Here is a 23,367-nt window from a genome sequence, read left to right on the forward strand (position 1 = left end):
TCAGTGCCCGGCGCTCTGGCCGCCGTCGACGTGCAGGATCTCGCCGGTGACGAATGGCGCCGAGTCGAGATACAGGATCGCGTCGACGATGTCGCTCATCTCGCCCATGCGGCCGACCGGGTGCAGCGACGCGAGCGTCGCATGCGTTTCGGGCGCATGCATCGGCGACTTGATGATGCCCGGCGACACCGCATTGACGCGGATGCCGGCCTTTGCGTACTCGATCGCGAGCGATTTCGTCGCCGCATTCAATCCGCCTTTCGTCAACGACGCGAGCACCGACGGCACGTTGCTGTTCGCGTGATCGACCAGGCTCGTCGTGATGCTGACCACGTGCCCGATGCCGTGCTGCTGCATCGCAGCGATCGCGCGCTGCGTGACGTAAAAGAAGCCGTTCAGGTTGACGCTCGTGACCTGCGCGTAGTCGTCCGCGGTGTACTGCGTGAACGGCTTCGCGATGAACACGCCGGCGTTGTTGACGAGCGTGTCGACGCGGCCGAAGCGTTCGATTGCCGCGTCGACCACGCGACGCGCGACGGCCGGATCGCCGATGTCTCCCGCGACGGTGACGAGATCGGGATCGTTCGACGGCCCGATCGAACGGGAAGTCGCGACGACGCGATGGCCGCGTGCGCGGAACGCGTTGACCGTTTCCGCGCCGATGCCTTGCGATGCGCCGGTGACGATGATGACTCTGGATGTGCTCATGACATGCCTCGACAGGTGAATGGTGTTCGGCTTCAGTGCCGACCGGATCGATGAATCCGATGGGCGAACTGTAGGCGCGCCGATCGCGATTTCGAACACCCACCGTGGAGCAACAGTCTTGCGTCGCGGGAACAAATGCGGGGAGGGCCGGTTTTCTCGGGTCGGAGCGGCCGATCGACATGCGGATGCAGGCGACGCAAAGCGGCGCCCGACGTCGCGCGCAAGCGCGTCGATGCGTTGCATACGAGTTTTGAAGCGTGGCGCGATCTCACCTGGGGCCGACTTTCCCGCGGCTTGACGAGCCGATTTGTCGGTCACGGCACACGCAGTTGGATAAATCTATGCATCCATCCGGATAACTTTTCTTATCACAACAGCACTATTGCGAATAAAAACTCGCTGTTTCAGAAACGTGCCTGACGTCACCGTCCAGACCATTCCGATGCGACGCTCCATCGATTCGACGGCGGGGAAGCGGTCGTCAAGGCGCGGCTGTCCCGGCCGGCGACGGTCTTGAAACGAATGCACGCATTCAACCCGGTGCGCGCATCCGCGCCTGCAACACCGTCAACACTTCGGCCGTCGCACGCGCGACACCCTGCGCGGTCGTATCGACGAACGCATGCGCGCATTCGCGATACAGCGGGTCGCGCATGCGGTACAGCGCAGCGAGCGTTTGCCGCAGCTCGGCCACCCGCAGCAGCGGCCGCCGCGCGTCGTCGCGCGTACGGCGCCACAGCGTGTCCGGCTCCGCATGCAGATAGATCACGCAGCCGCGCTCGCTCAATCGCGCGCGGGTGCGCGGATCCAGCACCGCGCCCCCGCCGGTCGCCACGATGACGTTCGGGCGCTGTGTCAGCTCGTCGACGATATGCGTTTCGAGCAGCCGGAAGCCGCCTTCGCCGACCATGTCGAACAGCACGGCGACCGAACGGCCGGTACGCCGCTCGATCTCGTCGTCGCTGTCGGCGAACGTCCAGCCGAGCGATGCGGCGAGCGCGCGGCCGAGCGTCGATTTGCCCGCGCCCATCATGCCGACCAGAAAGGCGCGCGCGGGCAGCGCCCGCACCTCGGCCGCCGCGACGACGGCGCTCATAGCCGCCGGGCGAGCGGCCAGCCGGCCCGCGTCGCCAGGCAGATCCGCCGCGCGCGCACCGCGTCCGACAGCGTGTCGAGCGCCGCGCCGGTCGACACGTCGTCGGCGTCGAGCAGCGCGCCGAGCACCTGCCCGTCCGGATCGCCGGTCGCGATGTGCTCGGCCGCATCCGCCGCGATGCTCCGCGGCGTACGCTCGGGCGTCCCGTCGCGTTCGGGCCGCCGCGCTCCGTTGCGCAGGTCGAGCCAGCGCACGACGAGGCCGCAGAACAGCGTGCCGCTCGGCACGGCTGCGTCGGCGCGCGGCTCCGCCATGTCGCCGGGTGCCGCGCACCGCGTGATCCAGCTCGCGAACTCGAGCAGCGACGCATCGTGCGCGAGCGTCGCCGCGTCGAGCGCGACGGTCACGCCGGCGTCCCGCAACCGGCCGAGCAGCGGTCGCACGCCGTCGTGTGCGCCACCGCACGGCTGCAGCAACACTTCCAGTTCGTCCTCATGGCGGCTTGCGAGCGCACGGTGCCGGTCGAGCGCGGCCGGTTCGAGCAATGCATGCGCGGCATGCCGGACGATGACGATCGCGCGATCGTCGCGCCGCTCGACGATCGCGCCGATCCGGCGCCGCGCGCGCGCCACCGCGCAGCTCACGTGTCGCTCCCGACATGGCGCACGCGCATCACAGCGAACCCTGGAATTCGAGCACGCGCGTCTTGAATTCGTCGGGCACGGCCAGCGTCGTGTTGTTCGCGTAATCGAACATCACGTGCGTCGACATGCCGCGCGCGACGATCGTCTGGTCGTCGCGCTCCATCAGGTGCTCGAGATCGAAGCTCTTGCTGCCGAAGCGCACGATGCTCGACCGGATCGTCAGGTTGTCGCCGAACTGCGCCGGTGCGAGGTACTCGCACTGCGTCTTCACCATGATGTGCGGCAGCTTCTCGCTCCGCGGCAAGCCGAGGAGGTCGAACATGTAGCAGAGGTACGAATGCTGCAGGTAGTCGTAATAGACGGGACTGCTAACATGCCCCATCGAATCCGTATCGCGATACTTGACGTGAATCGGTGTTTCGTAATGACGCTTCGACATGGTGACTCTCCGGGATAACTTGGTTGATTTATATATTCGAACCTGACTGGCCTGTCAGGCACCAGAAAATTAATCGAATGCCTATCTGGCCGCCACTATCAGAACGAATAGCAATCTGCCGCCAAAGGCCGTGAAATCCGGCTCTCCGATTCCGCCAAAGCGCTCCCTTATTTCCATGTAAAACCGAATGTCCGACCCGACCCGCATTGCGAAAACAGCCGCGACTCATGTCGGAAAATATCGAATAACGCCCTTATTTCCTTCATTCATAAGGTTATGAATTAGAAACTGATAACTATGTTAGTTGCGCCACGAAAGAACCATTCAATAAAGTCGCGTTGTAGTAAAAAATCCCCCGAATTATCGACAGGAGGGCAGTCCCCATGCATGCAAACGCCTGGACGACCGACCGTGACGCCGTGCTGCGCTTGCCGACCCCCGCGGATCTGGCAGGCACGCTGCAGCCGGCGTTGCGCGCGGCGCGCACCGTCCATACGACCCGCCGCGCGATCGCCGACGTGCTGAACGGTGCGGACGACCGTCTCGTGGTCATCGCCGGCCCGTGCTCGGTGCACGACCCGGCCGCCGCGCGCGACTATGCGGCGCGGCTCGCGCTGCAACGCGCGCGGTTTGCGGACGAGCTGGAAATCGTGATGCGCGTGTACTTCGAGAAGCCGCGCACGACGGTCGGCTGGAAAGGGCTCATCAACGATCCGCTGCTGGACGGCAGCGAGCGGATCGACGCCGGGCTGCATGCCGCCCGCGCGCTGCTGTGCGACATCAACGGCGCGGAGATGCCGGCGGCGACCGAATTCCTCGATCCGCTGTCGCCGCGCTACCTGGCCGATCTGGTCGCATGGGGCGCGATCGGCGCGCGCACGGTGGAGTCGCAGGTGCATCGCGAGCTCGCGTCGTCGCTGCCGATCCCGATCGGCTTCAAGAACGGGACCGACGGCAACGTCCAGGTGGCCGTCGATGCGATGTGCGCGGCCGCGCGCGCGCACCGTTTCCTGTCGGTCGATGCCTGCGGCCGGCTGTGCGCGACGGCGTCGTCCGGCAATCCGCATACGCATGTCGTGCTGCGCGGCGGACGCGAACCGAATTTCGACGCGGCCGCCGTGAATGCCGCATGCGAGCGCATGGCGGCCGCGCAATTCGCGCCGCGCGTGATGATCGACGTCAGTCACGGCAACAGCCGCCGCCAGTTCCGGAACCAGTTGGGCGTCGGCGCGGACGTTGCCGCGCAGGTCGCGGCCGGCGATACGCGCATCGTCGGCGTGCTGATCGAGTCGAACCTGATCGAAGGGCGGCAGGACCTGGTGCCCGGCGTTCCGCTGCGCTACGGGCAGAGCATCACCGACGCGTGCCTGTCGTTCGCCGACACCGCCGGGCTCTTCGAAACGCTCGCGCACGCGGTCCGGGCACGGCGGCGGGGCCATGCGCCGATGCCCGGCATCGAGTTCGCGCACGAGCCGCTACTTGCGTGCTGCGCATGAGCGGCCCGGCGCGACGTCATCAGATTTCGGCTTCGTCGTAGATCCGCGTCGCGTCGCCGGCCCACGCGTCGCGGTAGCGGGCGAGCCAGTGTTCGGCCTGGGTCGGCGCGCCGGCGACGATCTCGTCGAGCGGCGCAAGATACACGGATTCGTCGCGGCCGGCCGCATCCAGGCGCGCCCGCGCGCGCAGGCCGCGATGCGCGATTGCGAGCGCATCGGCCGCGAACGCACGCAGCGGGCGGCCGTCGACCGGTGTATCGAGCCCGAGACGCGGCACGTCGCGACGCAATGCCAGCAGCGCGCCGCGATCGATCGCGGCGGCCAGCGTCTCGGCGTCCGACAGCGCGGCCGGATCGTACAGCAGGCCGGTCCAGAATGCGGACAGCGCGATCATCATCTCGGGCGAGCCGGCATCGGCGCCGCGCATCTCGAGATAGCGCTTCAGCCGCACCTCGGTGAATACCGTCGTCAGGTGGTCCGCGAAATCGCCGAGCGTCGGCGTGTCGCCTTCGAGATGCGGAATGCGCCGCCGCATGAAATCGCGGAACGTCCGCCCGGTCGCATCCGCGTAGCGGTCGCCGCGCCGCACGAAATACATCGGCACGTTGTCGAGCAGCCAGCTCACGTAGCGCTCGAAGCCGAAGCTGCGCGACAGGAACAATGCCGGCGCGCCGCAGCGATCCTCGTCGGTATCGAGCCACGTATGTGCGCGCGTCGACAGCAGGCCGGACGGGCGGCCTTCGCAGAACGGCGAATTCGCGAACAGCGCGGTCGCGACCGGCTGCAACGCGAGCGACACGCGCATCTTGCGCGCCATGTCGCTTTCCGATGCGAAATCGAGATTGACCTGCACGGTGCAGGTGCGCTGCATCATGTCGAGCCCGCGCGTGCCGACGCGCGGCATATAGCGGCGCATGATCCCGTAGCGCTGCTTCGGCATCCACGGCAGCGCCGCGCGCGACAGGTGAGGGTGAAAGCCGAGCGGCGCACAGCGCAGGCCGAGCGGCTCGCATGCCGCGCGAGCCGCGGCGAGGTGCGCATGCAATTCGGCATGCGTGTCGTGCAGCGTGTCGAGCGGCGCGCCCGACAGTTCGAGCTGGCCGGCCGGTTCGAGCGAGATCGCCGCGCCGTCGCGCTGGATCACGCCGACGATCCGCCCGGCATCGACGATCGGCGTCCCGTCGCCGCGCAGCCGCTCGAGCACCGCGGCGATGCCGGACGGCCCGTCGTAGGGCGCGGCCGCGTGCGTCGCGCGAGCGACGACGAACTTCTCGTGCTCGGTGCCGATCCGGAATTGCGCGGCCGGCTTGCAGCCGGCGGCCAGATGATCGGCGAGTTGCTGCTCTGAGACGATCGGCGTGTTGTCCGATCCGACGGCATTCGACATCGACACCCTCCACATGGCGTATTGGGCGACCGACCGGCCGGTCGCACGGCGACTATAGCGGCGTCGATGCAGGCGCAGTACTGGCAGGGGTGATAGGGGGCGGTGCGCAGCCGTGCCGTGCTACGGCTGTTTGCGCTTCGCGAAGTAATGCGCGGGCGAATCGCCGAACGCGCGGCGAAACATCGCGATGAAATTGCTCGGCGTCGCGTAGCCGAGCGCGTCCGCGATGTTGGCGACGCTGTCGCCGCTCGCGAGACGTTCGAGCGCATGCGTGAGACGCGCCTGCTGCCGCCATTGCGCGAAGCTCGTGCCGGTTTCTGCGACGAACAGCCGGCTCAATGTGCGTGCGGACAAGCCGGCCCATTCCGCCCACGCTTCGAGCGTGCGGCTGTCGTGCGGCTGCCCGAGGATCGCGTTGGCGATCCGCAGCAGCCGCCGGTCGTGCGGCATCGGCAAGTGCAGCGGTTCGTGCGGCGCGCGGCGCATCTCGTCGAGCAGCACGACGCTGATGCGCGCCTGCTCGATGTCGAGCCGGTCCTGGTCGGCCCACGACACCGCGCGCCGCACGAGCGCGCGCATCAGGTCGGTAATCGCGATCACGCAGGGCTGGCCCGGCATCCGCCGGCTCGCGGCCGGTGCGATCACGACGCTCCAGCCGCTCAACGCACCGCTGATGCTGACCTTGTGCTGCTCGCCCGGCGGAATCCAGCCCGCGCGATGCGGCGGCAGCAGCCACGAACCGTGCGGCGTGCGCACGTGCGCGAAGCCGCTTTCCACGCAGAACACCTGGCCGCGCAGATGACTGTGCCAGTCGACCTCGCGGGTGCCGAGCTGATACGCGTTGCTGCCGTCGTCCTCGCCCCAGACGGCGATCAGCGACGGGCCGTCCGCACGTTCGCTCGGATCGATGTCGGCGCGCTGTATGGCGCGCGGCGGAGAAGCATCTCGGATGGGCATGGCCGGAATTCATTATTTTTTGTCTAAACAACATTATCAGCTTTGTCAGGGTGCGTCCAACAATGCATGTCGTGTTCAAACCGATACGAAGCAGAGGAATGCGATGCATGCAGCACTTGCTCCCTGGACACGCGATGCCGGCGCGCTGCGCGTCGTGTCGCGGATGGCCGTCGCCGCGGCGCTCGCCGTGCTCGGCGCGTGCGCGAGCCGCGACGGGCTCGCGCCCGCCGGCACGCTGCGCGGCGCCGATACGCTTGCCGCGTCGCGCAGCCTCGCGCATGCGCCGGCCGCCGACTGGCCGGCCGCCGACTGGTGGCGCACGCTGAACGACGCGCAACTGAATGCGCTGATCGACGAAGCGCTCGCCGGCAATCCCGATCTCGCGACCGCCGATGCGCGCGCACGCGAAGCGCAGGCGCTGGTGATCGAGGCGCAGGCCGCGCGCGTGCCGCACGTCGTCGGCCGCGCGAGCGCGAAGGGCGAACGGATGTCCGGCACGCAGTTCTCGGCGGGCGAAGGCGGCGGCTTCTTCAGCCACACGCGCGAGATGAATCTCGGCTTCAGTTGGGATCTCGATCTGTGGGGCGGCCGCCGCGCCGCATGGGAAGCCGCGCTCGGCGAAGCGCGTGCCGCGCGGATCGACGCGCAGGCCGCGCGCGTGTTGCTGTCCGTCAACGTCGCTCGCGCATACGTGAACCTCGCGTACGCGTTCGATCAGCAGGACGTCGCGCGTGCCGAATACGAGCGCGCCGACGAGGCGCTCACGCTGACGCGCCAGCGCGTATCGAAAGGCATCGACAACGTCGCGCAACAGCGCCAGGCGGAAAGCGAGGTCGCGGCCGCGACGCGCGAGCAGGCGCGCGCGGCGCAGACGATCGACAGCGCGCGCATCGCACTCGCGATCCTGCTCGGCGCGGGCCCCGATCGCGGGCTCGAACTCGTGCGTCCCGCGCCGCTGCCGGCCGCCGCGCTGGCGGTGCCGGCCGATCTGCCGGCCGCGCTGCTCGGCCGGCGCGCCGACCTCGTCGCCGCGCGCTGGCGGGTCGAGGCGGCGAGCCGCAACGTCGCGGCCGCCCGCGCGGAATTCCTGCCGAACGTGAGTCTCACCGCGCTGATCGGGCTCGCGACACGCGGCGGCGCATCGCTGTTCCAGGCCGCGTCGCGCACCTACAACGTCAGTCCGGCCGTGAGCCTGCCGATCTTCGACGGCGGCGAGCGGCGCGGCGTGCTGCGCAGGCGCGACGCGCAATACGACCTCGCGGTCGCCGGCTACAACAAGACGCTGATCGGTGCGATCGGCGAGGTGGCCGACGATTTGCACCGCCTGCGCTCGCTCGCCGTGCAGGCCGATGCGCAGCAGCTTGCGTTCGACTCCGCCACCGATGCGTGGCGGCTCGCTGACGCGCGTTACCGGGCCGGCGTCGGCAGCTACCTCGACGCGCTCGTCGTGCGCCAGCAACTGCTGATCGCGAGCCGCGAGGTCGCCGCGCTGCGCGCGCAGCGCGCGGACCAGTCGCTGCAGCTCGTCGCCGCGCTCGGCGGCGGCTTCCGCGCCGAGCCGGACGACGCCGCGCTCGCCGCCACTCCTTCCCACCGTCCTTGACATCGAACCATGAGCAGCGACAACACCCTGCAGACTCCCGCGCGGCCCGCAGCCGCCGACCCCGCCAGCGCCCGCCAGAACCCGGCGGCCGACCACACCGGTGCGCCGCGCGCGCCGGGCGGCCCGGACGCGCGCACGCAACCGGCACCGGGCGGCGCCGCGCCCGCGACACCGCCGCCGCCCGCGCGACGCAAGCACCTCGTGCGCGCGCTCGTCGCCGTGTTCGCGCTCGGCATCGTCGGCTGGGGCATCTGGTACGTGCTCGTCGGCCGCTGGTACGAAGCCACCGACAACGCATACGCGCAAGGCAACGTCGTAGAGCTGACGCCGCAGGTGACGGGCACCGTCGTGTCGATCGACGCGGACGACGGCAATCTGGTGCGCGCCGGCACGCCGCTCGTCCGTCTCGACGCGAGCGACGCGCAGATCGCGCTCGCGGCCGCGCAGGCCGACCTCGCGGCAACGGTACGCAAGGTGCGCGGCCTGTACAGCAACGAGCGCGGGCTCGCGAACAGCATCGACGGCGCGCGCGCCGAACTCGACGCGCGACGCACCGCGCTCGACAAGGCGAAGGCCGACTACAGCCGCCGCGAGGATCTCGGCCGCTCCGGCGCGATCTCGCGCGAGGAACTCGCTCACGCACGCGATACGCTGACGTCCGCGCAAAGCGCGTACGCTGCCGCGCAAAGCGCGCTCGCGACGTTGAGCGAGCAGCATCAGACGAGCAAGGCGCTCGTCGACGACACCGCGGTCGCGTCGCATCCCGACGTGCAGGCCGCGGCCGCACGGCTGCGCGCCGCATACCTCGCACGCGCGCGCACCGACATCGTCGCGCCCGTCACCGGCTATGTCGCGAAGCGCACGGTGCAGGTCGGGCAGCGCGTGTCGCCCGGCGTGCCGCTGCTCGCGGTCGTGCCGCTGCGCGAGCTGTGGGTCGACGCGAACTTCACCGAGAAGCAGCTCGAGCACATGCGCATCGGGCAGCCGGTCGAACTGAGCGCCGACCTGTACGGCGACGCGGTGCGCTACAGCGGCCGCGTGCAGAGCCTCGGCGTCGGCACCGGCAGCGCGTTCTCGCTGCTGCCCGCGCAGAACGCGACCGGCAACTGGATCAAGATCGTGCAGCGGCTGCCGGTGCGCATCGAACTGACGGATCCGGCCCAGCTGGACGCGCATCCGCTGCGGATCGGCCTGTCGATGCACGCACGCGTCGACCAGCACGACCGCAGCGGTGCGATGCTGTCGCATCGCGAGCAACGCGCGCCCGTGTTCCGCACCGACGTGTACCGCGACGAGCTCGCGCGCGCCGACAGCCTGATCGCCGACGTCTTGCATGCGAACCAGCCCGCGGCGGTGCGCGCGGAGCGTGTGCGATGAGCGGCCCGATGGCGGCCGCCGATGCCGGCTTTCGTCCGTCGAGCGTTGCGCTGACGACCTTCGGCCTCGCGCTCGCGGTCTTCATGCAGGTGCTCGACGGCACCGTCGCGAACGTGTCGCTGCCGACGATCGCCGGCAACTTCGGCGTGAGCACGACGCAGAGCGCGTGGGTCGTCACGACGTTCTCGGTCAGCAATGCGATCGCGCTGCCGCTGACCGGGTTTCTCGTCAAGCGCATCGGGCAGGTCAGGCTGTTCGTGTGGGCGACGCTCGCGTTCACGTTCGCGTCGCTGCTGTGCGGCCTCGCGCAAAACCTGCCGCAGCTCGTCGCGTTCCGCGCGCTGCAGGGCCTGGTGGCCGGGCCGATGATCCCGACCACGCAGGCGCTGATGCTGTCGATCTACCCGCCGCAGCGGCGCGGCTTCGCGCTGTCGATGATTGCAATGGTCACCGTCGTCGCGCCGATCGCGGGCCCCGTGTTCGGCGGCTGGGTCACCGAGCATTACTCGTGGCGCTGGGCGTTCCTGATCAATTTGCCGATCGGCGTGTTCGCCGCGATGTGCGTATTCGCGCAGATGCGCGCGCGCGTCGAGACGACCGTCGCCGCGCGCGTCGACTACGTTGGCCTCGCCGCGCTCGTGGTCGGCGTCGGCGCGCTGCAGATCGTGCTCGACAAGGGCAACGAAGCCGACTGGTTCAACTCGACGTTCATCGTCGTGATGTCGGTGGTCGCCGCGTTCGGCATCGCGCTGTTCCTGATCTGGGAGCTCAACGAACCGAATCCGATCGTGAACCTGCGGCTGTTCGCGCATCGCAACTTCGCGGCCGGCACGCTGACGCTCGTGCTCGCGTATTCGGCATTCTTCGCGGTCAACGTGATCGTGCCGCAATGGCTGCAGCGCACGCTCGGCTACACCGCGTTCTGGGCGGGGCTCGCGGTCGCGCCGATGGGCGTGATCCCCGTGCTGATGACGCCGTTCATGGGCAAGTACGCACCGCGCTTCAACATGCGCGTGCTCGTGTGCTGCGCGTTCGCGATCCTCGGCACGTCGTCGTTCCTGCGCGCGGGCTTCGTGCCGGACATCGACTTCACGCACATCGCGCTGATCCAGCTGCTGCAGGGCCTCGGCCTCGCGCTGTTCATCATGCCGATCAACAGCATCCTGCTGTCCGACCTGAAGCCGGACGAGATCGCCGCCGGCTCCGGCCTGTCGACGTTCCTGCGCACGCTCGGCGCGAGCTTCGCCGTGTCGATCACGTCGTTCCTGTGGGACCGGCGCGCGATCCTGCATCACGCGCAGCTCAGCGAACACGTGAGCGCGTTAGATCCGGCCGTGCGGGCCGAAGTCGCGCGGCTCGGCGGCGGCGATCCGCAGCGCGCGGCGACGCTGCTGGGCAACCTGGTCGATGCACAGGCCTACCAGATTTCGTTCAACGACATTTCGTTCGCGCTCGGCTGCGTGTATCTCGCCGTGATCGCGGTGGTGTGGCTCGCGCGCCCGCCGTTCGGCCCCGGCGCCGCCGCGAAACGATGAAGCGGGTGCTGCGCGGCCCGTTCCGACCCATGCTGTTCAATTCGATGGAGGTTGACCCGATGCATACCCACCACGCTGGAGAAACGCCGTCCGACCTGGCGACGCTTGCCGTGTTCGACGTCACGGAGTTTCCGCTCGTCGTCGTGCGCAACGATGCGATCGCGGCCGGCTACGCACAGCGCTGGCTCGACGACATGCACACGCTGATGCGGCACGGCGAGCCGTTTGTCATGATCTTTCCGCCGGCCCGCCCGGACGAACCGCACGACGACCGCAAGGAGCGCGGCATGTGGCTCAAGCAGAACCGCGCCGCGCTCGCCGAGGTCTGCCGCGCGCTCGTCACGATCGAACCGGACCCGAAGGAACGCGACGCGGCCATCGCGAACGCGGCCGGCATCGAAAAGGCGTTCGGGATTCCGCTCGACGTGACGGCCTCGCTCGAAGACGCGAAGCAGGCGGGCCGGCGACGCCTGACTGAGGCGGTCTAGCGCGGTCCGTTCGCGCGCAACGCCTCGAACCGGTTGCGCAAGTCCGCCTGAATGCAGATTCCAACTAGATAAACGGGGTGGCTTGTATGAATGGACTGGATTGTCTGAAATGGTTGGTACCCGGCGACACGGATGCGTCATGGCAGCGGATGACCGACGCGGCCGCCGGGATGGGGTTCGACAAGGTCGTGCTGATCGTATTGCCGTTTACCGGCGCGTCGTTCGATCTCGCGCGCAAGTGGAGCAGCGGCGTACCCGGATGGACGGCGCTGTATCGGCAGCGCCAGTTCGACCGCGTCGACCCGATGCTGCGGCATTGCTTCCGCTCGGCGCTGCCGCTCGTCTGGGACGACGCGCTGTTCGCGCTGCCCGAGCAGCGGCCGTGCTACGAAGCGGCGTCCGCGTACGGCATGCGCAGCGGCGTCGTGCTGCCGGTGCGCGGCGCGAAAGGGGAGGTCGGCATGCTGTCGTGCGCGAGCGCGGACGACCTCGGCCGTACGCGCGAGCGCTGCGACCGCCATCTCGCGGCGCTGACGCTGCTGCGCGACATCGCGTGCGAAGCGATCGCCGGCACGCGTTGCCATGCACCGCCCGACAGTGTGCCGCGGCTCAGCCGGCGGGAAGTCGAATGCCTGCGCTGGCATGCGGCGGGCAAGACGTCGTGGGAAATCGGCCACATCCTGAACGTGACCGAGTCGTGCATCAATTTCCACTTCATGAACATCCGCCGCAAGTTCAACGTGTCACGTCGGCACGAAGCCGTGCTGCGCGCGGTCGAGTGGGGGCTGATCAACATCTCCGACGTGACGGTGCCCACCTGATGCGGGCATGCCCGCGAGCCAGCGATCGAGAAACGCGCTGAGCCACGCCGCCGTCGCGCGGTCGTGCCGCCGGCCTTCGTGCGCCTGCGTAGCGAGATCCTGCGCGCCGGGCGCCGACAGCTTGTGCGCGGCGGCCGTGCTCCAGCGCCGCATCATCGGATAGCTCACTTCCGGATGAAACTGGACGCCGTAAGCGTGCGGCCCGTAACGAACGGCCTGGTTCTCGAAATGCTCGCCGGTCGCGAGGATCTCGAGCCCGGCGACGCGCTCGAAGCCCTCGCGATGCCACTGGTAGACATGCGACGGCCATGAACCGAACCGTCGGCCGGCGGGCGTCGCGGCGATCGGCCAATAGCCGATTTCCGCGCGCCCGTCCCGATGCGCGCTCACGCGGCCGCCCAGATGGCGGATCATCATCTGCGCGCCGAGGCAGACGCCGAGAAAGGGCGCGGCCTCGCGCAGCGGCACGCCGATCCAGTCGATCTCGTCGCGAATCCAGCGATCGCCGTCGTTGGCGCTCATCGGGCCGCCGAACACCACGGCGCCCGCATGATCGGCCAGCGTCGCCGGCAACGGATCGCCGAGCGGCGGGCGTCGAATGTCGAGCGGATGGCCGCGGGCCGCGAGCAGCCGCCCGATCCGGCCGGGGCTCGACTGTTCGCGATGCAGGACGATCAGGATCGGACGAAGTGCAGAGTGCGTCATGTCGTGTGATTGAGTAGGAAGTCAGCCCGGCTGGCCGCGCAGCGCGTCGAACGACACCATCACCTGTTCGCGGTAGGCGGGCCGTCGGCACAGGCGGGCATACCAGGCCTCGACGTGCGGCAACGGCGGCCGCTCGACGTCGAGCGAGAAATAGCGGAACAGCGTCGCGCCGGCCGGAATGTCGGCCAGGCCCGGCGTCGCGCCGCCCAGAAAAGGTTGCGTCGACAACAGCCGGTCGAGCAGCCGGTAGTGCGTGGCGCTGCGCGCGGCCTTGTCGCGCACGATCGCGTCATCGCGCCGCTCCGGCGGCGTTCGTACCAGCGCCCAGAACAATCCGGTCATCACGTCGGGCTCGAGCGAGGTCTGCGACCAGTCCATCCAGCGCTCCGCGCGCGAACGGGCGAACGTGTCGCGGCACCAGAACGGATTGTTCGGCACGCGCGCGGCGAGATAGCGCAGGATCGTGTGCGACTCCCAGACGACGTCGCCGTCCCAGTCGATCACCGGGATCCGGCAGGTCGGGTTCAGCGCCGCGAACGCGGGCGTCTGTAGCGAGCCGTGCTCGCCGCCGGCCGGGATGTGCCGGTACGGCAGTCCCAGCTCGCCGATGAGCCATAACACCTTCTGCACGTTGAACGACGTGCGGCGGCCCCAGACGGTCAGCATCGCGCGGCATCCCCGCAGGCACCGGCATCCGCGCACGCCGCGTAGCGGTCGAGACCGGCGGCGAGATCGGCGATCAGGTCGTCGGCATCCTCGAGCCCGATGTGCAGGCGCACGCCGCGGCTGCCGGGCGGCCAGCGCTCCGCAAGGCCGTGCGCGTCCAGCTCGAACGGCAGCGCGAGGCTCTCGTAGCCGCCCCACGAATAACCGAGCCCGAACAGCGTCAGGTGGTCGAGAAACGCTTCGATCGCGTGCCGAGGCGCAGGCCGCAGCACGACCGAGAACAGCCCCGATGCGCCACGAAAATCGCGGCGCCACAGCGTGTGGCCGTCGTCGCCGGGCAGTGCCGGATACAGCACGCGCTGCACCTCGGCGCGCGACGCGAGCCAGCTCGCGACCGCGAGCGCGTTGCGCTGGTGCTGCCGCAGCCGCACGCCGAGCGTGCGCAACCCGCGCAGCGCGAGGTAGACGTCGTCGGGGCCCGCGCACAGTCCGAGATCGCCGTGCAGCTGCTTCAGCGCGGGCCACGCGCGCTCGTTGGCCGATACCGTGCCGAGCATCGCATCCGAATGCCCGACCAGGTACTTGGTGCCGGCCTGGATCGACAGGTCGATGCCGAATGCATGCGGCCGGAAGAAGAGCGGCGTGGCCCAGCTGTTGTCCGCGATCACCAGCGCGCCGTGCGCATGCGCGAGCCGTACCAGCGCGGGGATATCGTGCATGTCGAACGTATAGGACCCCGGAACTTCGACGTACAGTGCCCGCGTGTTCGCGCGGAATGCGGCTGCGACGGGCGTGCCGGCGTCGTACCAGGTCGTCTCGACGCCGAGCCGCGCGAGCACGCCTTCGCACGCATGACGCACCGGGCCGTAGACCGATGCGGTCATCAGCAGGTGATCGCCGGGTTTCAGGCAGGACAGCAGCGCAAGCGTGCACGCGGACAACCCCGACGGACACAGCACCGCGCCGGCGCCGCCCTCGAGGCTCGTCACCGCGCGCTCGAGCGCGTCCGTCGTCGGCGTGCCGCGGCGGCCGTAGATATACGGCTGCGTGCGGTTCAGCAGATCCGACACCGTCGGGCTGAGCACGGTCGACGCATGGTAGACGGGTGGATTGACGAAACCATGCCACGCAGCGCTGTCGCGGCCCGCGTGCGCGAGCCGCGTGTCTTCGTGCAGTCGGTCATGCATGCCGTCGCGCGGCTGCGGCGCGTGTGCGGCGGACTTCACGGCCATAGCGCGCACCGTTCCCAGCGCTGACCGGCGCGACGGTAGGCCTGCCGCGCGAAGCGCCGCGCGCTGTCCGCACGCCAGAATTCGGCTTCGTCCGGCGCCAGTGCGTACAGGTGCCAGTCGTCCGACGCGAGGGCCGGGTCGGCGGCCAGCCGCGCGAGTTGCGCGTCGATCGCGCGCGTCAGGTCGGCGGGATCGTCGAGCCGTTCGCTTTGCCGTCCGGCCAGGATGCTCGCGCGCGACCGCTCGGGGCGGCCCGCGAAATCGGCGCGGCCTTCGGCGGCCGGCAGCCGTTCGACCGGGCCGCTCAGCCGGATCTGGCTCGCGATCGCCGGCCAATAGAACGTCAGCGCGGCGTACGGCCGATTTTCGAGCTGGCGCCCCTTGGGGCTGCGCGTGCTCGCCGCGAAATGCCAGCCGCGCGCGTCGACGTTCAGCAGCACGACGGAGCGCGCATCGGGCCGGCCGTCCGGGCGGACCGTCGACAGCGTCATTACCTGCGGTTCGACAGCGCCTGCGTTAACCGCCTCGTCGAGCCAGCGCGCGAACTGCGCGTGCGGCGTGTCGGGCCAGTCCTGGGCAGGCACGTGCGGCGCCGCGTGCGCGAGTGTTTTCAGCGCCTTCAGGCGCGTTGCGATCGTATTCATGGCGTGACTCATGCGATGCCGAATCGGGTCGCGCGGGCGATCAGCCGATGCGCGGCGAGATAGTCGGGGACTTCCGCGAGGAAACCGTCGACGACGGCCGCGGCCACGCGGCGGCCGCCGGATTCGCGTCGCGCCGTGTCGAACGCGTCGATCACGCGGCGGGCGAGGGCGACTTCGTCGGCCGTCGGCGTGAGCACGCGATTGACGACCGGCACGAACTGCGCGTTGACGATCGCTTTCGCCTGATAACCCAGGCCGCGCGACACGCGCATGTCGAGCTCCGCGCCTTCGTTGTCGGCATAGCTGTACGGGCAGTCGATCGCCGTGACGCCGACCGCCGCGCATTCGACGCGAAAACGCGAGCGCACATAGTCGAGCTCGCGGCCCGCGCGTGTGCGCTCGGCACCCATGTCGGCCACCATGTCCTCGGTCGCGACGAGCACGGCCGTCACGCGCGGGCTCGAACGCGCGATCGCCATCGTGTTCACCAGGCCGAGTGTCGTCTCGACGTTCGGCACCAGTTCCGTCGAACCGGGCGCGATATCGTATTCGCGCTCGAAACGCGTTACGGCTTCGTCGAGCGCGACGACCTGCTCGGGCGTCGCGACATACGACATCATCACGATGTCCGGGCGGCCGCGCATCGCGGCGCGCAGGTCGTCGGTCCCGCCCGCGTCGAGCGGGTTCACGCGCACGGACGCCAGTATGCCGGCGTCGCGCCAGCCCGCGAGCACGCGCTCGCTGAGCTCGCGCGCGGCCGGACGCCGATCGGGCGGCGTAAAGGTTTCGAGTTCCTGGATCAGGACGTCAGCGCCGCTCGCGGCGCCGTCAACGAGCGCGTCGTGATCGGCGCCGGCGAGAAACAGCCAGGAGCGGCGCAGGCGGGAAGGGCGTCGGTTCGTCGGTGTCATGCGTGGTTTCCTGTAGGGCACGTGTTGCGCGTATCGATGGCGCGGGCGTTCAGCCGGCGCGCATCATCTGGTTGAAGATGTTCTTGCGATGCATTTCCTCGGTCCCGCCGACGCTCATGAAGCCGAGCGCATCCGACGCGAACGCGGCCACCGGCCCGGCTTGATAGCCGAGGCTGCCGTACAGCCGCACGAGGCCGAGCGCGCCGTCGACGAGATCCTGCGCGCCGACCAGCTTCGCGATCGAGCAGGTCATCAACGCGTGCGGGTGATCCGTCAGCAGCTGCGCGAGCGCGCCGCGCGCGAGCCACGTGCCGCGCTCGATGCCGATCTGCAGGTCCACGAGACGGCCCTGCACGTACTGATGCGCGTCGATCGTGCTGTCGAAGCTGCGCCGGTTGCGGCAATAGCCGATCGCGTCGCGCAGATACGGCGCCGTCACTTGCGCGGCGACGAGGCCGTAGTAGAGGCGGCCGAGCGAAATGATGTCGATCAGGTTGCCGAGCCCGGCACCGGGCTCGCCCAGCAACTGGCTGCGCGCGATCGGGCAGTCGTCGAAATGCAGCGCGCCGGTGGGCAGGTCGTCGAGGCCGAGCTTGCGGTCGGGCGCGGCGACGGTCATGCCCGGCTGGTCGCGATCGACGATCACGAGCGCGGTATTGCGCCGGCCGGGCGTGTCGATGCGCGTGACGACGAGGATGAAGCGCGCGAGCGGTGCATGCGCGATATTGAATTTGCTGCCGGTCAGCCGATAGCCGTCGCCGTGCTCGACCAGCTTCGTCGCGATGCTGCGCACGTCGGTGCCGGTGCCCGGTTCGGCAATCGCGGTCGCGCTCAGCTCGCCGCGCAGGATCGCGCCGAAATAGCGGTCCTGCTGCGACGCCGTGCCGTATCGTTCGAGCGCGCGCACCATGCCGGCCTGCGCGATCACCGACAGCAGCAGCGCCGGGCGGCGGATCGCCGACGCGAGCCCCTCGAGCGCCGCGGAAAAGTGCCACCAGCCGTGACCGTCGCCGCCGTACGTCTCCGGCACGATCATGTCCCACAATCCTTCCTGCCCGAGCCGCGCCCAGCCGGCTGCGTCGAAGCCGACAGGCGCGCTGTCGTCGTGCTCCGCGGCAGCGGCGATCTCCGCGCCGATCCCGCGAAAACGCGCGAGCGTCGCATGCTGTTCCTGCGTCCAGTCAAATGGCATCTGTCGTGTCTCCGGTCGAAGCGGCGCGGCCTTCGACGGCGCGCCAGCGATGTCGACAAGATTACGGGGGCACGGACAGCGGGGGTACTGGCAGTAGTGGTAGTTGCCGGGCGCTTGCATCGCGCGGGTGCGTGCTCTGCACGCCGTCGAAGATCGACGGCGGTGTCGCGGATCCGGCCCCGTGGTTTCCTGAGCGCGTATTTCGCAAACCGGCGTCATGGCCGTCATCGCGTTTCGGATTGCCGCGGTGGTCATGCCGCAAGCGATCAACAGCGCTGCATCGATCGGCAGGCCTCGGCGCTGGTCTGCAAGAACAGCGGGGCATGGCAGCCGCTGCCGCCTGATTTACCGCCCCGGTCGTAGGGCAGAGAGAAGTCGGCCCGTTATGGCGCGACAAATATCATTCAAATTCGCATCTGTGCGTGAGCGCCGGGTTTTGCCGCTCATGCCATGCCGCAGTCAATAGACCCCTGGCTCGCCTGCCGGACGATGCTTGAACCGTCGGTGCACCCAGTAGTACTGCTCGGGAAATCGAAGGATCTGCTCCTCGAGAAAGGAATTCATCGTGCGCGCGTCGAACGACTCGCTAGCGGTCGGATAGCTGTCGAGCGGTTCAAAGATGGTCAGCTTGTAGCCGCGGAATGCCGGCAGCACTTCGGTCACGAACGGTACGACCCGCGCACCGCTCAGCTTCGCCAGCCGCGATACCGACGTCAACGTGCAGGCCTGCACGCCGAACAGCGGCGCAAACACCGAACCCGTCGTGCCGTGATCCATGTCCGCGGCGAGCATCACCGGGGTGCCCGCGCGCAGCAGTCTGACGAGGTGTTTCGCGCTCGCACTGCGTTCGATCATCTCGGCGCCGAAGCGCCCGCGCTGACGTTTGGCGAGATCGCACACGCGACGGTTCGACATGCGCGTGTAGAGCGCCGCCACGGGCAGCGACGACGAATAGAGCATGCAGCCCACCTCGATGCCGACGAAGTGAAAACCCATGAAGATCGTCGGCGGTGCATCCGGATCGTGGAGATCGATGCGGCTGTCCAGCTCGACCAGCCGACCGAGCGACCGCGCGCTGCCGAACCACTGGAACCCGCGCTCCAGGTAGCTTCGGACGACGTGTTCGAAATGGGCACGCGCGAGCACATCGCGTTCCTCGGCGGTCTTCAGCGGAAAGCAGAGTTGCAGGTTGACATGCACCACGTGCTTGCGTCGGCTCGGTATCCGGTAGAGCGCAGCGCCGATGCCGCTGCCGGTTCTCGCGACCAGCGAGTACGGAAGAATGGCCAGGAACCGTAGGAGGCCGAACAGCAGCCAATACCCGAGAGCGTTCATGATGATGATGGACTTCCGTCTGATGACTGCCCGGCGCCGCTCGAGTCGAGTGATGGGGTACGGGGAAATCGGGTTGGGTCGAGACCACGCAAGGCAGGTGCTTCCGCGACCACCTGTGACGGCGGCCGCGCGCCAGGCCGATGATGGCCGACCGCTTCGATCCGACGTTCGAAGCGATACATGATGGCGGGCGGAAAATTCATCCACGCGATGCCGGCTCGGACGGCGCGGATGCGCATGGCCTCCAGATAGCGCGCCGGGTTCGGGCCGCGCGGCACATACGTGAATCGATGGAACACGCCACCGGCAGCCAGGTGGCGCGCGAAGGCGCAGGGAACGATCGCGGCGGCCGGTTCGACCGGCATCGCGACGATGTGGCAATCGGCTCACGATAACACGTGCGCGCGCCCCGCCGAAGAAGTCGCCCGTCATGCCGAGTCGGGCCGCATTCATACGCACGATCCGCGACACGGGAAACCGATGCCGAAGGGCGTTCGCGAAAGCGGGTCGGCTCCTCCTGAAACTCACGGCCTCGCCAATCTGCCTTCATCAAGGCCGGTCCCCGCAGGGTGCCGCATCTCGTTCGGCAGCCCTGCATCGTTTCGTGATCCTCAATCCATTTTGTCGATTTTCGCACCGTTGATTTCGGTCAACGTCCGATCCCGTCGCGCGCCGATGATGGAGGCAAGTCCAAACGTCGCATGTACGCCAGTCCATCCCGCGAGGTCCGTATGTACACGAATATCATGGTCGCCGTAGACGGTAGCGTTTCGTCCAGACAAGCCCTCGACGAAGGCCTGAAGATGGCCCGCCTGCACCAGGCCCGCCTGTTCGCCGTTTTCGTCGTCGACAAATCCATTTTGCTCAGCTACGCCGGGCGACTCGACCCGAATGCGTTGATCGAGGAGGTCAGACACGACGGTGTAGCGGTGCTGCGAGATGCCGAGCGGACGATTGCGCGCGCGGGGGTGAACGGCGATACGGAAATCGTCGAAACGGAGCTCGGTCAGGATATTGCGGAACGCCTGCAGCGCTATGCAGCCGAACATGCGATCGATCTGGCCGTACTCGGTACGCATGGTCGGCGCGGCATCCGCCGCGCGATGCTCGGCAGTGTCGCGGAACGCTTCCTGCGCACGTCGAGTTGCCCGGTACTGCTCGTGCGCGGCGACGACGCGACGCGTGCAGCCGTTGCGGCCGCATAGCGCAACTGCGCAAGCACCGTTCGGTGCGCGATCCCGTCAGGAGACCGTCATGGAAATCTCGTTTCCCGTCGAACCACCGGCGTATTCCGGGCAGGAGCCCGCGCTGGCCTTTCCGGCACTGGTAGAAGGCCGGCGCGTGCAATGCGCGATCACGGCCGCGGCACTGGAAGATCATTTCCTCGCCGCGTCACCTCGGGAGCCGGATCTCGTGGCCGCGTTCTCGTGCAATCGCCCCGCCATCGAATGCGCGGCGCGCCGCATGCTCGAGGAGGTCGGCGGCCGGCCGATCCTGCTCCACAGTGGATTTTTCCGGTTCTGTACGTAACCGGCTCGCGCCGTTGACGCGTATCAAACCGCAGCCGGCTCGCCCGTCTACGCTGGATTCCTGACAGGACGGTTCGTTCCCCGCGCGACAGGCGCATGTCACAGCGACGCGTCCCGCATTCCGGTTCGGCACCGTCAGGACGAACGCGCCGGGCCGACTCAACTCAACCGTTCGAGGAGTGCACATCATGAGCAATCTGACTCGCTACGATCCGTTTTCGATGGACCCCGTCTCCGACCTGTTTCAGGGGCTGTTCAGGCCGTTGCGAGGCATGACGCTGACGGACGAACCCGATCTCGCGTCCGTGAAGATCGACGTCACGGAAAGCGACGACGCCTATAAGGTCAACGCGGAACTGCCGGGCGTCGCAAAGGACGACATCGACGTCCAGGTGACGGGCCGGACCGTATCGATCAACGCGAAGATCGAGCGCAACGCCGAGCAGAAGGAAGGCGAGCGCGTGATTCGGCGCGAGCGCTACAGCGGCGCGATCAGCCGCTCGTTCTCGCTGCCCGGCGAGATCGACGACGCGAACGCGACGGCAGCGTATCAGGACGGCGTGCTGTCGCTGACGCTGCCGAAGAAGACGCCGGCCGGGCAGAAGAAACTGACGATCAGCTGAGCGGACGGCAGGCGCCGGGCGATGCTTGCATCGCCCGAAGCGGGAAACCGGCGCGCGGGCAATCCGCGCGCCGTTTCATCGTGAAGCGGCCGCAGGTCCGCTCACGCATCCGACACCGTGCCGCCAGCGCGGTAACCGACGGTCTGCGCGAGGATCGGGAGTTCGTCCTCGTTCAGGCGCAGCGCGTCGGCGAGCGCGCGATGGTTGATCCAGCCGCGCACGACCGTCCCGAGGCCGGTCGCCGCACAGTAGAGCGAAACGTTCTGCGCGATGGCCCCGGCCGCGACCGCCGAAAATACGTCGCGTTGCTGCGGCGGCATGTCGAGTATCGCTGAGGTCCGGACGACGTAGACGAGATCCAGCGGCGCGCGTCCGACGAAGTCCTGGTAACCCGTCAGGTTGCGGGCATCGACCGCGTGTTTCAGCACGAGTCGATGCGCGGGCGCGTCGTAGCGATAGACGCCATGCGGCAGCGCGACATAGATGTCGATTTCATTGGATGCATGCGCGGACGGCGCCGTACGACCGCCGCTAGCCGGCCGGTTGACGCCGTTCGCGGCCCACAGCATCGTGCCGAGCATCCTGGGCGGGAGCGGCGTGGCGGCGAATTCGCGGGAACTTATTCTCGTCGCGAGTGCGATCGTCAACGGCATGCCGTCGTCGAGGTTCGGGCGCGGCAGATCGACGATGGCCGGCGACTTTCCTTGTGGCGACGCCGGCAGTGCCGGGGGCGCCGGCGAATAGGTCAACAGTTGCTGGTCCGACAATTGAGTCTCCTTCGAGCATCGTTGCGCGTGCCTGGAACGTCACGCATCGGCGATCACACGATAAGGCGGCCGGGCCGCCCCGGCTTGACCTTCGTCAAGCGACGCATGCGCAGCCTGCGACGTGCGGCGCGAGATATCCGTTGACCTGCATCAGCGATCCGGCGCCGCGCGTGTGCAAATCTGGCTGCATGCGGCGGACAGGCACGCCGCGGCTCACAGGAGTGCACGCGATGAAAACCGACAAGCAGTTGAAGCAGGACGTTCAGGATGAACTGGAGTCGGACCCGGCGATCGACGCGACACGCATCGGTGTCGAGGTGGCCGACCGGATCGTGACGATATCGGGTCACCCGCCAAGCTACGCGGAGAAACTGGCGATCGAGCGCGCGGCGAACCGCGTGGCCGGCGTCAAGGCGCTCGTCGTCGACATGACTGTGCATCTGCCGAACGACGACGTCCGCACCGACGAGGACATCGCCAACGCCGTGCGTTCGGTGCTGCACTGGACGGTCGGTCTGAACGACGATGCGGTCAAGGTGCAGGTCGAGCACGGCTGGATCACGCTGTCCGGCAAGGTCGACTGGGCATACCAGAGCCATGCGGCCATGCGTGCGATCTCGCAGATGCGCAGCGTGACCGGCGTGACCGACCACATCAGCGTGCAGGGGGCGGTCGGATCGGCCGACATCAGCGGCGACATCAAGCGCGCGATCATGCGTCACGCGGAGCGCGAGGCGAAGCACATCGCGATCGAGGTGCGCGACGGCACCGTGCGGCTTTCCGGCAAGGTCGGCTCGTTCTCCGAGCGCAAGGCCGTGCGCGGTGCCGCGTGGTCCGCACGAGGCGTGCGTGCCGTCGTCGACGACCTGGTCGTCGAGTGAACCCGAGCAGCGGCGGCCGGATACGCAGTCGGCACGGATGAAGGAGGGAAGTCAGATGACAGTGTCGGGCGAGGTACATGACGCGGACTGATCGGTGGCGATCGAGACGATCGCCGTCGAAACGGGCGGCTATCGTTGCAGGATCCATGTGACGCTCACGTCGCCGGATGGCGCTTGCGAACACACGTTCGCGCATAACAGGACCCACGCCACCGAGCGCGAGGCCGCGGTCGAAGGGCTGCGAGCCGGGATGACGTGGGTCGAGATGAGGAAATCGAACACCTTCACGGTCTGAATCGCCGGCCGTCGCGGGCGTGTCGCTTCGATGCCG

At 68.4% G+C, this 23,367-nt stretch carries 25 protein-coding genes; 11 read left to right on the forward strand and 14 right to left on the reverse strand.

What is annotated here, in order from left to right:
* The 4 genes from MRS60_RS08825 to MRS60_RS08840 form a co-directional block, all read right to left on the reverse strand.
* Nucleotides 1-708, reverse strand: coding sequence for an SDR family NAD(P)-dependent oxidoreductase (locus MRS60_RS08825; RefSeq protein ID WP_243564552.1), 708 nt, complete (start codon nucleotides 706-708; stop codon nucleotides 1-3).
* A gap of 532 nt (nucleotides 709-1,240) precedes the next feature.
* Nucleotides 1,241-1,804 (reverse strand): shikimate kinase, encoded by a 564-nt coding sequence (locus MRS60_RS08830; RefSeq protein WP_243564553.1) that lies wholly within the window; start codon nucleotides 1,802-1,804, stop codon nucleotides 1,241-1,243.
* The gene (locus tag MRS60_RS08835; protein WP_243564554.1) at nucleotides 1,801-2,448 is read right to left on the reverse strand and encodes a hypothetical protein; all 648 of its coding nucleotides are present in this window, start codon (nucleotides 2,446-2,448) and stop codon (nucleotides 1,801-1,803) included. The genes MRS60_RS08830 and MRS60_RS08835 overlap by 4 nt, the downstream gene beginning before the upstream one ends.
* Nucleotides 2,449-2,476: 28 nt before the next feature.
* Complete coding sequence (locus tag MRS60_RS08840) at nucleotides 2,477-2,887, reverse strand: acyl-CoA thioesterase (RefSeq protein WP_034184218.1); 411 nt, start codon at nucleotides 2,885-2,887, stop codon at nucleotides 2,477-2,479.
* A 383-nt stretch (nucleotides 2,888-3,270) separates the two neighbouring features.
* On the opposite strand from MRS60_RS08840, the gene MRS60_RS08845 reads away from it, so the two are divergent.
* The gene (locus MRS60_RS08845; protein ID WP_063835079.1) at nucleotides 3,271-4,383 is read left to right on the forward strand and encodes a 3-deoxy-7-phosphoheptulonate synthase; all 1,113 of its coding nucleotides are present in this window, start codon (nucleotides 3,271-3,273) and stop codon (nucleotides 4,381-4,383) included.
* 19 nt (nucleotides 4,384-4,402) lie between these two features.
* Here the strand turns inward: MRS60_RS08845 and MRS60_RS08850 are convergent, their stop codons facing one another.
* Together MRS60_RS08850 and MRS60_RS08855 are read right to left on the reverse strand one after the other, a co-directional pair.
* Nucleotides 4,403-5,770, reverse strand: a complete 1,368-nt coding sequence (locus tag MRS60_RS08850) for a glutamate--cysteine ligase (RefSeq protein WP_243564555.1) — start codon at nucleotides 5,768-5,770, stop codon at nucleotides 4,403-4,405.
* A 120-nt stretch (nucleotides 5,771-5,890) separates the two neighbouring features.
* Nucleotides 5,891-6,727, reverse strand: coding sequence for an AraC family transcriptional regulator (locus tag MRS60_RS08855; protein ID WP_034184220.1), 837 nt, complete (start codon nucleotides 6,725-6,727; stop codon nucleotides 5,891-5,893).
* A 103-nt stretch (nucleotides 6,728-6,830) separates the two neighbouring features.
* Between MRS60_RS08855 and MRS60_RS08860 the strand changes: the two genes are divergently transcribed.
* The 5 genes from MRS60_RS08860 (at nucleotide 6,831) to MRS60_RS08880 (ending at nucleotide 12,551) form a co-directional block, all read left to right on the forward strand.
* Nucleotides 6,831-8,330 (forward strand): efflux transporter outer membrane subunit, encoded by a 1,500-nt coding sequence (locus MRS60_RS08860; protein WP_051983821.1) that lies wholly within the window; start codon nucleotides 6,831-6,833, stop codon nucleotides 8,328-8,330.
* Between the two features lie 9 nt (nucleotides 8,331-8,339).
* Nucleotides 8,340-9,707 (forward strand): efflux RND transporter periplasmic adaptor subunit, encoded by a 1,368-nt coding sequence (locus MRS60_RS08865; protein ID WP_034184221.1) that lies wholly within the window; start codon nucleotides 8,340-8,342, stop codon nucleotides 9,705-9,707.
* Nucleotides 9,704-11,242 carry a DHA2 family efflux MFS transporter permease subunit gene (locus MRS60_RS08870; protein WP_243564556.1) on the forward strand — a complete coding sequence of 513 codons (1,539 nt, stop codon included), beginning with the start codon at nucleotides 9,704-9,706 and terminating at the stop codon, nucleotides 11,240-11,242. Before MRS60_RS08865 ends, MRS60_RS08870 begins: the two co-directional genes overlap by 4 nt.
* A gap of 59 nt (nucleotides 11,243-11,301) precedes the next feature.
* Nucleotides 11,302-11,730 carry a hypothetical protein gene (locus MRS60_RS08875; RefSeq protein ID WP_034184290.1) on the forward strand — a complete coding sequence of 143 codons (429 nt, stop codon included), beginning with the start codon at nucleotides 11,302-11,304 and terminating at the stop codon, nucleotides 11,728-11,730.
* A gap of 86 nt (nucleotides 11,731-11,816) precedes the next feature.
* Entirely contained in the window at nucleotides 11,817-12,551 is a 735-nt protein-coding gene (locus tag MRS60_RS08880; RefSeq protein ID WP_081938595.1) for an autoinducer binding domain-containing protein, read from the forward strand.
* Here the strand turns inward: MRS60_RS08880 and MRS60_RS08885 are convergent.
* From MRS60_RS08885 to MRS60_RS08915, 7 genes are all read right to left on the reverse strand, one after another.
* On the reverse strand, nucleotides 12,474-13,256 hold the full coding sequence (locus tag MRS60_RS08885) for a glutamine amidotransferase (RefSeq protein WP_105390137.1): 783 nt from the start codon (nucleotides 13,254-13,256) through the stop codon (nucleotides 12,474-12,476). The two genes, MRS60_RS08880 and MRS60_RS08885, sit on opposite strands and share 78 nt — an antisense overlap.
* Before the next feature lie 21 nt (nucleotides 13,257-13,277).
* Entirely contained in the window at nucleotides 13,278-13,922 is a 645-nt protein-coding gene (locus tag MRS60_RS08890) for a glutathione S-transferase family protein (RefSeq protein ID WP_034184223.1), read from the reverse strand.
* The gene (gene metC / locus MRS60_RS08895) at nucleotides 13,916-15,109 is read right to left on the reverse strand and encodes a cystathionine beta-lyase (protein ID WP_051983830.1); all 1,194 of its coding nucleotides are present in this window, start codon (nucleotides 15,107-15,109) and stop codon (nucleotides 13,916-13,918) included. Before metC ends, MRS60_RS08890 begins: the two co-directional genes overlap by 7 nt.
* A gap of 35 nt (nucleotides 15,110-15,144) precedes the next feature.
* Nucleotides 15,145-15,798, reverse strand: a complete 654-nt coding sequence (locus MRS60_RS08900; protein ID WP_034184224.1) for a pyridoxine/pyridoxamine 5'-phosphate oxidase — start codon at nucleotides 15,796-15,798, stop codon at nucleotides 15,145-15,147.
* A gap of 8 nt (nucleotides 15,799-15,806) precedes the next feature.
* Nucleotides 15,807-16,709 carry an HpcH/HpaI aldolase/citrate lyase family protein gene (locus MRS60_RS08905; protein WP_243564557.1) on the reverse strand — a complete coding sequence of 301 codons (903 nt, stop codon included), beginning with the start codon at nucleotides 16,707-16,709 and terminating at the stop codon, nucleotides 15,807-15,809.
* A gap of 49 nt (nucleotides 16,710-16,758) precedes the next feature.
* Nucleotides 16,759-17,901, reverse strand: a complete 1,143-nt coding sequence (locus tag MRS60_RS08910; protein WP_243564558.1) for an acyl-CoA dehydrogenase family protein — start codon at nucleotides 17,899-17,901, stop codon at nucleotides 16,759-16,761.
* Between the two features lie 459 nt (nucleotides 17,902-18,360).
* Complete coding sequence (locus tag MRS60_RS08915) at nucleotides 18,361-19,236, reverse strand: lipid A biosynthesis lauroyl acyltransferase (RefSeq protein ID WP_217589590.1); 876 nt, start codon at nucleotides 19,234-19,236, stop codon at nucleotides 18,361-18,363.
* Between the two features lie 731 nt (nucleotides 19,237-19,967).
* Here MRS60_RS08915 and MRS60_RS08920 point away from each other — a divergent pair.
* The 3 genes from MRS60_RS08920 (at nucleotide 19,968) to MRS60_RS08930 (ending at nucleotide 21,388) form a co-directional block, all read left to right on the forward strand.
* Nucleotides 19,968-20,441, forward strand: coding sequence for a universal stress protein (locus MRS60_RS08920; protein WP_243564559.1), 474 nt, complete (start codon nucleotides 19,968-19,970; stop codon nucleotides 20,439-20,441).
* Between the two features lie 49 nt (nucleotides 20,442-20,490).
* Complete coding sequence (locus MRS60_RS08925; protein WP_034184230.1) at nucleotides 20,491-20,766, forward strand: DUF1488 domain-containing protein; 276 nt, start codon at nucleotides 20,491-20,493, stop codon at nucleotides 20,764-20,766.
* A 187-nt stretch (nucleotides 20,767-20,953) separates the two neighbouring features.
* Nucleotides 20,954-21,388 (forward strand): Hsp20/alpha crystallin family protein, encoded by a 435-nt coding sequence (locus MRS60_RS08930; protein WP_034184231.1) that lies wholly within the window; start codon nucleotides 20,954-20,956, stop codon nucleotides 21,386-21,388.
* Between the two features lie 101 nt (nucleotides 21,389-21,489).
* Here MRS60_RS08930 and MRS60_RS08935 read toward each other — a convergent pair whose 3' ends face one another.
* Complete coding sequence (locus tag MRS60_RS08935; RefSeq protein ID WP_243564560.1) at nucleotides 21,490-22,155, reverse strand: nitroreductase family protein; 666 nt, start codon at nucleotides 22,153-22,155, stop codon at nucleotides 21,490-21,492.
* Between the two features lie 230 nt (nucleotides 22,156-22,385).
* Between MRS60_RS08935 and MRS60_RS08940 the strand changes: the two genes are divergently transcribed.
* Together MRS60_RS08940 and MRS60_RS08945 are read left to right on the forward strand one after the other, a co-directional pair.
* On the forward strand, nucleotides 22,386-23,036 hold the full coding sequence (locus MRS60_RS08940; RefSeq protein WP_034184294.1) for a BON domain-containing protein: 651 nt from the start codon (nucleotides 22,386-22,388) through the stop codon (nucleotides 23,034-23,036).
* A gap of 94 nt (nucleotides 23,037-23,130) precedes the next feature.
* On the forward strand, nucleotides 23,131-23,331 hold the full coding sequence (locus tag MRS60_RS08945; RefSeq protein WP_243564561.1) for a hypothetical protein: 201 nt from the start codon (nucleotides 23,131-23,133) through the stop codon (nucleotides 23,329-23,331).
* Nucleotides 23,332-23,367: the final 36 nt, after the last annotated feature.

Origin of the sequence: Burkholderia pyrrocinia (genome assembly GCF_022809715.1) — a bacterium.
GTDB classification, from domain to species: domain Bacteria; phylum Pseudomonadota; class Gammaproteobacteria; order Burkholderiales; family Burkholderiaceae; genus Burkholderia; species Burkholderia pyrrocinia_C.

What these genes read in the sequence shown, in the direction of transcription:
- MRS60_RS08825 (WP_243564552.1), bottom strand. Translation starts at nt 708, where the DNA reads ATGAGCACATCCAGAGTCATCATCGTCACCGGCGCATCGCAAGGCATC.
- MRS60_RS08830 (WP_243564553.1), bottom strand. Translation starts at nt 1,804, where the DNA reads ATGAGCGCCGTCGTCGCGGCGGCCGAGGTGCGGGCGCTGCCCGCGCGC.
- MRS60_RS08840 (WP_034184218.1), bottom strand. Translation starts at nt 2,887, where the DNA reads ATGTCGAAGCGTCATTACGAAACACCGATTCACGTCAAGTATCGCGAT.
- MRS60_RS08845 (WP_063835079.1), top strand. Translation starts at nt 3,271, where the DNA reads ATGCATGCAAACGCCTGGACGACCGACCGTGACGCCGTGCTGCGCTTG.
- MRS60_RS08850 (WP_243564555.1), bottom strand. Translation starts at nt 5,770, where the DNA reads ATGTCGAATGCCGTCGGATCGGACAACACGCCGATCGTCTCAGAGCAG.
- MRS60_RS08855 (WP_034184220.1), bottom strand. Translation starts at nt 6,727, where the DNA reads ATGCCCATCCGAGATGCTTCTCCGCCGCGCGCCATACAGCGCGCCGAC.
- MRS60_RS08860 (WP_051983821.1), top strand. Translation starts at nt 6,831, where the DNA reads ATGCATGCAGCACTTGCTCCCTGGACACGCGATGCCGGCGCGCTGCGC.
- MRS60_RS08865 (WP_034184221.1), top strand. Translation starts at nt 8,340, where the DNA reads ATGAGCAGCGACAACACCCTGCAGACTCCCGCGCGGCCCGCAGCCGCC.
- MRS60_RS08870 (WP_243564556.1), top strand. Translation starts at nt 9,704, where the DNA reads ATGAGCGGCCCGATGGCGGCCGCCGATGCCGGCTTTCGTCCGTCGAGC.
- MRS60_RS08875 (WP_034184290.1), top strand. Translation starts at nt 11,302, where the DNA reads ATGCATACCCACCACGCTGGAGAAACGCCGTCCGACCTGGCGACGCTT.
- MRS60_RS08880 (WP_081938595.1), top strand. Translation starts at nt 11,817, where the DNA reads ATGAATGGACTGGATTGTCTGAAATGGTTGGTACCCGGCGACACGGAT.
- MRS60_RS08885 (WP_105390137.1), bottom strand. Translation starts at nt 13,256, where the DNA reads ATGACGCACTCTGCACTTCGTCCGATCCTGATCGTCCTGCATCGCGAA.
- MRS60_RS08890 (WP_034184223.1), bottom strand. Translation starts at nt 13,922, where the DNA reads ATGCTGACCGTCTGGGGCCGCCGCACGTCGTTCAACGTGCAGAAGGTG.
- metC (WP_051983830.1), bottom strand. Translation starts at nt 15,109, where the DNA reads ATGCATGACCGACTGCACGAAGACACGCGGCTCGCGCACGCGGGCCGC.
- MRS60_RS08900 (WP_034184224.1), bottom strand. Translation starts at nt 15,798, where the DNA reads ATGAATACGATCGCAACGCGCCTGAAGGCGCTGAAAACACTCGCGCAC.
- MRS60_RS08905 (WP_243564557.1), bottom strand. Translation starts at nt 16,709, where the DNA reads ATGACACCGACGAACCGACGCCCTTCCCGCCTGCGCCGCTCCTGGCTG.
- MRS60_RS08910 (WP_243564558.1), bottom strand. Translation starts at nt 17,901, where the DNA reads ATGCCATTTGACTGGACGCAGGAACAGCATGCGACGCTCGCGCGTTTT.
- MRS60_RS08915 (WP_217589590.1), bottom strand. Translation starts at nt 19,236, where the DNA reads ATGAACGCTCTCGGGTATTGGCTGCTGTTCGGCCTCCTACGGTTCCTG.
- MRS60_RS08920 (WP_243564559.1), top strand. Translation starts at nt 19,968, where the DNA reads ATGTACACGAATATCATGGTCGCCGTAGACGGTAGCGTTTCGTCCAGA.
- MRS60_RS08925 (WP_034184230.1), top strand. Translation starts at nt 20,491, where the DNA reads ATGGAAATCTCGTTTCCCGTCGAACCACCGGCGTATTCCGGGCAGGAG.
- MRS60_RS08930 (WP_034184231.1), top strand. Translation starts at nt 20,954, where the DNA reads ATGAGCAATCTGACTCGCTACGATCCGTTTTCGATGGACCCCGTCTCC.
- MRS60_RS08940 (WP_034184294.1), top strand. Translation starts at nt 22,386, where the DNA reads ATGAAAACCGACAAGCAGTTGAAGCAGGACGTTCAGGATGAACTGGAG.